Source organism: Nonomuraea sp. NPDC026600 (genome assembly GCF_040638335.1).
Taxonomy (GTDB): domain Bacteria; phylum Actinomycetota; class Actinomycetes; order Streptosporangiales; family Streptosporangiaceae; genus Nonomuraea.
In genome coordinates, this window is sequence record NZ_JBEZYD010000036.1 from 139,138 (window position 1) to 148,042 (window position 8,905).

Below are 8,905 nucleotides of genomic sequence, written 5' to 3' on the forward strand. Positions count from 1 at the left end.
GCGGCGTTTGGCCGGTTTCCCCGCTTTCTGGGAATTGCCATCAATGCGGCCGCCCGGTATCGGGAAACGCTCCGCGAAATGGAACGCTTTAACGCTGACATTGACGTCAACTCCCACTGACATCATGTACGAAGGGAACAGCCCCATACGCGATTTGAGCACCGCCCCAAATGTTTGTCCAGGCCCTTGTTGAAAAGTTTTTGATCATCTACTGTCCAGGTGATCAACTCACCGACCCACCAAGGAGCCCTGGTTGCGCCGATTAGCGCCCGCCGTCGCCATTGCGGCGGTGTTGCTCCCGCTGTTCTCCCCGATAGCATCCGCCACCACCGTCATGTCGCGTTAGGTGGAATTGTCGTGAAAAAATGGGTCATATCCTGTGTCATCACGGCCTTAGCGGCCATGGCAATCGCGAGTACCCCGGCCAATGGCGCGTCGGTCAATCCGGACGAGCAGACCACGTCGGCGACCCCGTCGATAGAGCCCGAGTTAAGCACGCGCCTCGCCGCCGCCGGCGGCAAGATCAGGGTCAACGTGGTCACCAAGACCCGGACGGATCTACCGGCCGCGGCGAGCGCCGGTCAGGCGCTGCAGACGTTGTCCCGGTTCCCCATGGTCACCTTGCGCGTCGACCAGGCGGCGTTGGAGCGGCTGGCCAAGCTGCCGAACGTGGTGAGCGTCTCGGAGGACCGGCCGGTACCCCCCGTGCTGGCCGAGAGCGTCCCGCTGATCGGCGGAGACAAGACCCGGGCCGCGGGCCTGACCGGCGCGGGCAGCGCGGTGGCCGTACTGGACACCGGCGTCGCCCGTAGCCACCCCTTCCTCAGCGGCCGGGTGATCAGCGAGGCCTGCTTCTCGCCCATCGACGCCGACTACTCCGCCACCAGCCTGTGCCCCAACGGCACCGCTCAGCAGGAGGGATCCGGGGCAGCCGACTCCGAGCAGGGACCGTGCGCGGACGTGGCCCTGGATTGTGATCACGGTACGCATGTGGCCGGGATCGCGATCGGCAACGGCAAGGGCGTGACCGGGGCGCCGCCGGCCGGTGTCGCACCTGGAGCCGGCCTGATCGCCATTCAGGTGTTCAGCAAGTTCACGTCAGAGGACTTCTGCGGTGTGGGCGAGGCGCCGTGTGTGCTGAGCTTCACCAGTGCCCAGCTCGCGGGCCTGGAGAAGGTCCTGGAGCTGCGGGAGTCCGGTACCCCTGTGGTGGCCGCCAATCTGAGCCTGGGCGCGGGCCGGTACACCGCGGCATGTGACACGGATCCCCGCAAGCCGGCCATCGACGGTCTCCTGGCGGCCGGGGTGGCCACGGTGGTGGCGTCCGGGAACAACGGCTACGGCGACGCGGTGAGCGCGCCCGCCTGCGTGTCCTCGGCCATCGCGGTGGGCAGCACCACCGACCAGGATGAGGTGTCCGCCTTCAGCAACCGCGGCCCCCTGCTGGACCTGTTCGCCCCCGGGACGTCGATCATCTCCTCGGTGCCCGGCGGCAAGTGGGCTCCGCTGAGCGGCACCTCGATGGCCGCTCCGCACGTGACCGGTGCGCTGGCCGTACTCCGCCAGGCCTTCCCCCAGTCGAGCATCGGCCAGCTCGAATCGGCGATGAAGACCACGGGCAAGGCCATCGCCTATGCGAGCGCCACCACTCCGCGGCTTCGACTGGACAGCGCGGCCCTCACCCAGCCCACGCCCACCCCGACCCCGACGCCCACCCCGACATCGGCGGATGCCGTCTGGCCGAGGTACTTCGCCAACTTCGACGACCACGCCATCCCCGATCCCGGCAGCGTGGACTCGCCGATAGATGTGAGCGGCCTGCTCGGCAAAGCGCCGGCGGACGTGAACGTGTACGTCAATATCCGGCATCCCTGGGCGGGTGATCTGAAACTCGATCTGATCAGCCCGGACGGAAAGGTGTTCTCGCTGAGGCAACCGTCCGAGGACAGCAGCGATTACATCGAGGAGACGTACCAGGTGGACGCGAGTTCCGTGGCGACGGCGAACGGGACCTGGAAGCTCCGTGCCACGGACGCCTGGACACCCGATTCCGGTGTCATCGATGGCTGGTCGATGGACTTCCCCTTCTTCGAGAACTGGGACGCTCGCGATATCCCTGACAAAGGCGTCGTTCAGTCGCCCATCACGGTGACGGGCTGGTTCCCGGGTAACGCCCACGCGAAGGTGACGGTCTACGCGGAGATCCAGCACACCTGGGTGGGCGATCTGAAACTCGACCTGATCAGCCCGAACGGCACGGTCTATCCCCTACGCGCACCGAACTCCAAAGACAACGGCGACGTGATCCAGGAGACCTATCCGGTGAACGGGAGTTCCTCACCGGCGAACGGGACGTGGACGCTACGCGTCGAGGACGTCACCGCAGGCGACACAGGTTACATAGAGGGCTGGTGGATCAAGTTCTGAGCCGCTGGTCCGTGCCATCCTCGACTGCGCGCCGTCGAGGATGGCCCATCCGGCTGTTCACCGCACCGGTGCTTCCTGTGCTCGGCCGGCGGCGGTGGCGCCGAGAAGGGCCAGGCAGTTCGTCCACAGGGCGTCGAGGCGTTGTGTGTTGTTGTAGAGCTTGGCGAAGAGCACTTGGCCTTCAAGCTGGGCGACGACGGATCGCGCGGCCTCGTGGGTGTCGGCGGCGGTGACCTCGCCGCGTTCCCGGGCTTCGGTGATGACCTTTTCCACCATGCCGACCTGCGCCTCGAAGATCTGCTGCAGGCGTTCGCGGAGGGCTTCCGTCTGGTTGCTCATCTCCAGGGTCAGGTTCCCGAAGAGGCAGCCCGAGACGGTGCCGCAGCTCTGCTGTCCGGCGCGCTGGTCGGCTTCGGTGGCCTCGAACAGTTGCCGTAGCCGCTGGAGGGGCGGGTCATCGTTGCCCAGGATACGGTTCCAGCCGCTGCGCTGGCCGGCCCAATGCTCGTCGATGACGGCCAGGGCGAGCTCTTCCTTGGAGTCGAAGAAGTAGTAGAAGCTGCCCTTCGGCACACCCGCCGCCTTGCAGATCTCGGCCACCCCTAATGCCGAGTAGCCACGCAGCTCGATGAGTGTCTGCGCGGCGCTGAGGATCCTCTCCTTGGCATCACTGGTTCGTCCCATGTTGCCAGTGTACGACCGGTCGTCTACTTTTACTAGACCGGTCGACTATGAGCATCGACCACCCATCACGGAGGCAGGCACCATGACCGATCCGATGCGCGAGATCCTGAACCGCTGGAAGGCCGCTTTCGACGGCCACCAGGTGGACGCGATGGCCGACCTGTTCACTCCCGATGCCCTCTTCCAGGGCTTCGGTCCCAAGGTCGTCACCGGCCGCGACGCGGTGCGCGCCTACTACGAGGCGGTGCCGGATGATCGCACCGCCGAGGTCACCGTCCTGAGCACGTACACCATCGGCGAGGAGGCGGCCGGCGGATTCGCGGATGTCACCTTCGGTGGCCCGAAGGGCTGGGAAGCGTCGGTGCACCTTTCCCTGGTCCTCCGGCGCGATCAGGACACGTGGCGGATCCGCCAGTACCACGTGTCCAAGGTCATCACGGAGCACTGATCCCCATCTCACTTTGACGATTGTCGACCGGTCGTCTACGTTAATAGACGACCGGTCGGCTAGTAGTTCATCGCAAACACCAAGAAGGTCATCATGAGCAACCAGACTCAGAAGGTCGCAGTCATCACCGGTGCGTCGCAGGGCCTCGGTGCCGGCTTCGTCGCCGCCTACCGCAAGCTCGGCTATGGCGTGGTCGCCACCTCGCGCACGATCGCCCCCGCCAACGACGCCGACGTCGTAACCGTCCAGGGCGACATCGCCGACCCCGCCACCGCCGAGCGCGTCATCGCCGCCGCCATCGAGCGCTTCGGCCGTGTCGACACCTTGATCAACAACGCCGGGATCTTCGTCGCCAAGCCCTTCACCGAGTACACCGCCGACGACTACGCCACCGTGATCGGTGTGAACCTGACCGGGTTCTTCCGCATCACCCAGCTGGCCATCCCGCACATGCTCGCTCAGGGCGGCGGCCATGTCGTCAACATCACCACCAGCCTGGTCGACAACGCCGACTCCAGAGTCCCCGCCACGCTGGCCTCGCTGACGAAGGGTGGCCTGCAGTCCGTCACCAAGGGCCTCGCCATCGAATACGCGACCCGCGGCGTCCGCGTCAACGCCGTCTCGCCGGGCACCATCAAGACCCCGATGCACCCCGACGAGACCCATCAGGTCCTCGCCGGCTTGCACCCGGTCGGGCGGATGGGCGAGGTGAGCGACATCGTCGACGCGGTGGTCTACCTCGAGAACGCCCCGTTCGTCACCGGCGAGATCCTTCACGTCGACGGCGGTATGAGCGCCGGCCACTGACAGTCGCAGGCCCGGACGCGTCACGTACCCCTGTTCAGCGCGACGTGCGCCGGGCCTCTATAGGCGCATTTACACCATGGACAACATTTCGTCAGGCGGTTAGGTTCGCTGCAGATGACAACGATGTCAGTCCCGGTCCCTCCAGCAAGGAGCAGCGATCGCTGATGGTGTCACGACGTAGTTTCCTCTGGGCGAATGGCGTGGTCCTCGCGGCCGGCGGCCTCGGAATCACACTCTCCGACCCCGCCACCGCCACCACCCATACCGGTGCCGCCCCCCTCCTGCCGAATTTCGGCCGCCCCACCCGGCTCGACGTCGCCGACGTCGGCGCGCTGCATGGAAACGACCAGCTTCTGCTGACCACCCTCCAGGGAATCGTCAACCGGCGGCAGCCGCGCCTCTACTTCAACTACGACAGCGCAGGCTACGACCTCCGCTGGCTGTCCAGCACGGGCGCCACCGTCACACGTCACGGCCGGCCGCTCGACCTCGTCGCCCGCTACAAGAACGAGGTGCGCGGCGCGATCGTGCACGATCCCGCGGTGCCCGACTCCGTGAACGTCGCCACCACGCTGGCCGGGCTGGAGAACGCCGTCGCCGCCACCGCCGAGCAGGCGAGCCAGTACGGCTTCAGAATCATCACCGACCTGCGCGGCCGGTTCAAAGCCGACGACGTTCTGGGGACGTACCGGTGGCAGCTCGACACCCTCTTCCCCCGCTGCACGCACGCGCTGCTCACCGGACTCCCGCCGACCAGGACGGTGCGGGTGGACGGCGTTCAGTGGCGGGAGATCGCCCGCGAGAGCGAGCGCGTCCGTGACTCCTCCAACAGGGCGGTACGCACCTTCGACCTGAGCCAGGAGCTTTCCGGCCAGGACGGCGTCTACCTGCGTTTCCAGGATTCCCTCGGCGACGACGGCTGGGGCGCCTCGGTCGGCTCGGTGAAGGTGAAGACCGACGGCAAGGACATCGTCTCCTTCATCCCGGGTACGGACGCCGAGGCCCCCTACCTGTTCGACGGCCTCAACTCCTCCATCGGCGGAGACGCCAACCGTTTCTCCGACGGTGGCGGCTATTTCATCTACCGATTCACCGTGCCGGCCGGGACCCAGCAACTCCTGGTCGAGGTCGACCTGTGGAACCAATACCTGGTCACCGCCACCACCACCGCGCCCACGCGAGTGGAGCCCTTCCCGTATTTCCGCGACTACGCGGCGGCGATGCGCGCGATGGTGTTCTGGCTGCCACCATCGGGCGAGACAGGCGAATTACTCGACGAGATCTTCAGCAAGGTGAAGCCCACCACCCCTTATGCGGGCTGGTTCTCCAACGACGTGGCGGGCGAATGGGGCGGCGTGGACCGCGCCTCGCAGCACGCCGTCGAAGTGGTGCCCGCCGACTATTACATGAACGCCACCGTGCACGCGGGCGTCCCCGCGAAGGTCTCCAATCGCGTACGCCAGAGACCGGCCGCCACCCTACGCAACCGCGTCCACCTCACCCTCACTTTCGGCGAGGGCGACAACATCCAGTACTGCCAGCGCAGAATGCGAGAACTCTGGGACGACCCGAACCGCGGCGGCGTGCCGGTGAATTGGACCGTCAGCCCCCTGCTGGCCGACATCGGCCCCGCGCTCCTGGCGTACTACCAGCGCACGGCCACCGCCAACGACCTGCTGATCTCGGGCCCCTCCGGCGCGGGCTACACCTACCCGGGCTCATGGCCCGCGAAGGACCTGGACGCCTACACCGAACTCAGCGGACGCTTCCTGCGCGACACCGGCATGGACCTGGTCTACGCCTACAACTACCGCAACCCGGAGAACACCGGCTGGGTGGCGTTCGACGAGCGCATCGTCGGCTCGTACCGAAAGAACACCCCGCTGCGCGGCATCATCCAATCCTGGGAAAGCGGCGACCTGCGGACCCGCCCGGCCGGTATCCCGCTGATCGGCAATTTCTCTCCCCAGGGAAAAGCCCCGGAGTATCGCGACACGCTGCTGAAGCACATCGAGGGCTGGGACGGGAAGTCGCCGCTGTTCATCGCCGGCGCGATCAACGCCTGGAACTGGACCCCGTCCGACGTCGCCGAGCTCGGCGCCCTGCTCACGAACCCCTTTGAGATCGTCCGTGGCGACACCTTCTTCAAGCTGCTGAACGACGACTTCACGTAACGCTCAGCGCTTGGCCTCCAACGCCTTGACGGCGTACGCGGCAGTGCGGTCCACGGCGACGTATCCGGCCTGCGGACCCCAGTAGTCCACGGAAACCGAGATGTTCGTCAGGCAGAACACCGTCCCGGAACGGTGGAACCCCGGGCGTATATCAGGAGCGTTGCGCGCGTAGGAGAACGTGCGGTACCCGCCCGTTCGAGAGGACCGGAACTTGGTCTTCGGATAGCGCATCTTCTCGTCCTTCATCGTGGTCACCGTGCCCTCGAAGTTCGCCTTGCAGCCCTTGACCGTGGGGGCGCGAAACGTGGTGAGCGTGATGCTCGCGCCGTCGGGGCTCGACCATTGGCAGCGCATGGTGGAGAGGAGCGGGCGCGTTACCGTACCGCTGAGTAACGTGCGTGCCTGCGTGTTGCTCAGCAACTGGCAGGTCTTGGGCTGTGTGCGGAACAGTTTCACGGCCGCGGGCGAAGGGGCGGAGGAGGTGGAGCCGGTCGCTGGCAGCGTCTCCTTGCCGGGATCTTGGGGCACGCCGCGCATGTTCATCCAGATCACCAGCCCCGCCGCCACGCAGAGCGCCGCAGCGGCCGAGCCCCCCACCAGGGCGACCCGGCGCCTCCTCGCGGCGCGCGCCCGCCCCCGTCCCTGCTCCCGCGGGACCGTCGGCACGGACTCGGGCACATCGCCCCGGGCGACGTCCCGCAGCCAGACGGCTGCCTGCTCGGCAGTGCAGCGCCGGTTCGGATCCTTCTCCAGCAGCGCGGCCAGGACGGGCGCGAGCGGACCCGCCAGGCGGGCGGGCGCGGGCTCGTGGAGCAGCACGGCCGCCATCACCGCGGCCGCGTTCATGCCGGAGAAGGCCGGGCCGCCCTCCACCACCGTGTACAGGGTGGCCCCGAGCGACCACAGGTCGGCCGACGGGCCGTCGGCTTCGCCGCGCAGCCGCTCAGGAGCGATGTAGCCGGGAGAGCCGTTGAGCAGGCCGGTCTGAGTCAGCGCCGCGTCCCCGGCGACGGTAGCGATCCCGAAGTCGGTGAGCAGAACCCGCCCGTCCTGGGTGATGAGCACGTTGCCGGGCTTGACGTCACGATGCAGTACGCCCATGGAGTGCGCGGCCGTCAGGGCGTCGAGCACGTGCTGCCCCACCCATGCGGTCCGGCTGGGGGAGGTCGGCCCGTCCTGGCGGACGATCTGGTCGAGCGAGCGGCCGTTGATCAGCTCCATCACGATCCATGGCCGCCCGCCGTCCATGACGACGTCGAGGACGGTGACGATCGACGGATGGGAACGCAGCCGCGCCGCGGCCCGGGCCTCGCGCAGGGTGCGCTCGGTCAGCTCCGCGCGGGCAGCCTGATCGAGCTCCGGCGGCAGACGTACCTCCTTGACGGCGACCTCTTGCCGCAGTAGCTCGTCAACGGCCCGCCAGACAGTCCCCATACCGCCCTGGCCCAGAGGCGACAGCAGGCGGTAGCGGTTCGCGATGACGGTCACGTCGCGTCGTGGCCGGTGATCAGCATCGTCTGTTCGTGGGCTAATCGCATCTCCACCTTCATCTGCTCCTCCTCAGCTTTCTCGTCGTTCTCATGTCAGCAACTCACGGATCCGATCGGCCACCCACCTGCGGCCGGTGCACATGGTCATCGGCCACAGGGCATTTAGACGCGCGTGCGGCAAACGCCCGCTGGGCGGCCTGAAGGTCGGCATTCTACGGGTTCGTCTGCTTGGTCGCCTGGTCGGCAGACAGCAGGATCACCGGGCATCGCGGCATGCATCCGGGTCTCCGTGGCGAGTAGCGGTCACGAGGCGGACCTGAGCACGGAGGACGGACGGACCGCGGAGGCGCTGGGCCGTTTCGAGGGTGCCCACCGGCCCCATCCCTGAGTGGGACATCTACCGCCACAGCCAGCGGTTTCTGCGTTCTGGGTGTCGTCCTGCCTGGGGCCGTCGACCAGTGCGAAGCGGTGACCGCCAGCCGTTCGGATCACTGTCCAGCTAAGGTGCCCAACAGATTCCGGACAGTCGGCTACATAAGCTGACAGAAGTCTGGAAGAGGTAGGTACGTGACGAGGCGTCGCAGGCAGTTCTCACGCGAGTTCAAGGAAGGGGCCGTCCGCATGGTGGTGGAGGGCGATGAGCCCCGCCACGGTCAGACTTGACACCGCCAGTATGGCGATCTTGCGGGGGCAGGTATCAAGACAGGTCGAAAACTCGGCATAACCCCTGGTCGCAGGGGCGGACGCATGAGTTTCACCAATCGCCAATCCTTTACCCAATGAGGTGATCTCAGCGAAATAGTTCGGGACGATTGGGATTTCTTGGACGTCGCTGGTGGCGTTCCGGGCTTTTCGGGAGGAGTCGCCGAAGGCCG

7 protein-coding genes are annotated in these 8,905 nt (G+C 66.8%); 4 read left to right on the top strand and 3 right to left on the bottom strand.

Annotated elements, in window-relative coordinates; all coding sequences use genetic code 11:
* Positions 1-402 precede the first annotated feature (402 nt).
* A complete protein-coding gene (locus AB0F17_RS50985) occupies positions 403-2,427 on the top strand; it encodes a S8 family serine peptidase (protein ID WP_358039475.1) in 2,025 nt (674 codons plus the stop codon).
* A 57-nt stretch (positions 2,428-2,484) separates the two neighbouring features.
* On the opposite strand, the gene AB0F17_RS50990 is transcribed toward AB0F17_RS50985, so the two are convergent.
* A complete protein-coding gene (locus AB0F17_RS50990; RefSeq protein WP_358039478.1) occupies positions 2,485-3,111 on the bottom strand; it encodes a TetR/AcrR family transcriptional regulator in 627 nt (208 codons plus the stop codon).
* An 82-nt stretch (positions 3,112-3,193) separates the two neighbouring features.
* Here AB0F17_RS50990 and AB0F17_RS50995 point away from each other — a divergent pair, with 82 nt between their 5' ends.
* From AB0F17_RS50995 to AB0F17_RS51005, 3 genes are all read left to right on the top strand, one after another.
* Positions 3,194-3,559 (top strand): SgcJ/EcaC family oxidoreductase, encoded by a 366-nt coding sequence (locus AB0F17_RS50995; protein ID WP_358039481.1) that lies wholly within the window; start codon positions 3,194-3,196, stop codon positions 3,557-3,559.
* 93 nt (positions 3,560-3,652) lie between these two features.
* The gene (locus AB0F17_RS51000) at positions 3,653-4,366 is read left to right on the top strand and encodes an SDR family oxidoreductase (protein ID WP_358039484.1); all 714 of its coding nucleotides are present in this window, start codon (positions 3,653-3,655) and stop codon (positions 4,364-4,366) included.
* 164 nt (positions 4,367-4,530) lie between these two features.
* Positions 4,531-6,540, top strand: a complete 2,010-nt coding sequence (locus tag AB0F17_RS51005; protein ID WP_358039486.1) for a GxGYxYP domain-containing protein — start codon at positions 4,531-4,533, stop codon at positions 6,538-6,540.
* A gap of 3 nt (positions 6,541-6,543) precedes the next feature.
* Here the strand turns inward: AB0F17_RS51005 and AB0F17_RS51010 are convergent, their stop codons facing one another.
* Positions 6,544-8,028, bottom strand: a complete 1,485-nt coding sequence (locus AB0F17_RS51010) for a serine/threonine-protein kinase (protein ID WP_358039489.1) — start codon at positions 8,026-8,028, stop codon at positions 6,544-6,546.
* A 593-nt stretch (positions 8,029-8,621) separates the two neighbouring features.
* Positions 8,622-8,905 (bottom strand): hypothetical protein (locus AB0F17_RS51015; RefSeq protein ID WP_358039492.1); only part of this gene is annotated, 284 nt, incomplete at its 5' end.

Bases quoted from the DNA above. Each gene is read 5' to 3' on its own strand.
- AB0F17_RS50985 (WP_358039475.1), top strand. From the start codon at position 403: ATGGCAATCGCGAGTACCCCGGCCAATGGCGCGTCGGTCAATCCGGAC.
- AB0F17_RS50990 (WP_358039478.1), bottom strand. From the start codon at position 3,111: ATGGGACGAACCAGTGATGCCAAGGAGAGGATCCTCAGCGCCGCGCAG.
- AB0F17_RS50995 (WP_358039481.1), top strand. From the start codon at position 3,194: ATGACCGATCCGATGCGCGAGATCCTGAACCGCTGGAAGGCCGCTTTC.
- AB0F17_RS51000 (WP_358039484.1), top strand. From the start codon at position 3,653: ATGAGCAACCAGACTCAGAAGGTCGCAGTCATCACCGGTGCGTCGCAG.
- AB0F17_RS51005 (WP_358039486.1), top strand. From the start codon at position 4,531: ATGGTGTCACGACGTAGTTTCCTCTGGGCGAATGGCGTGGTCCTCGCG.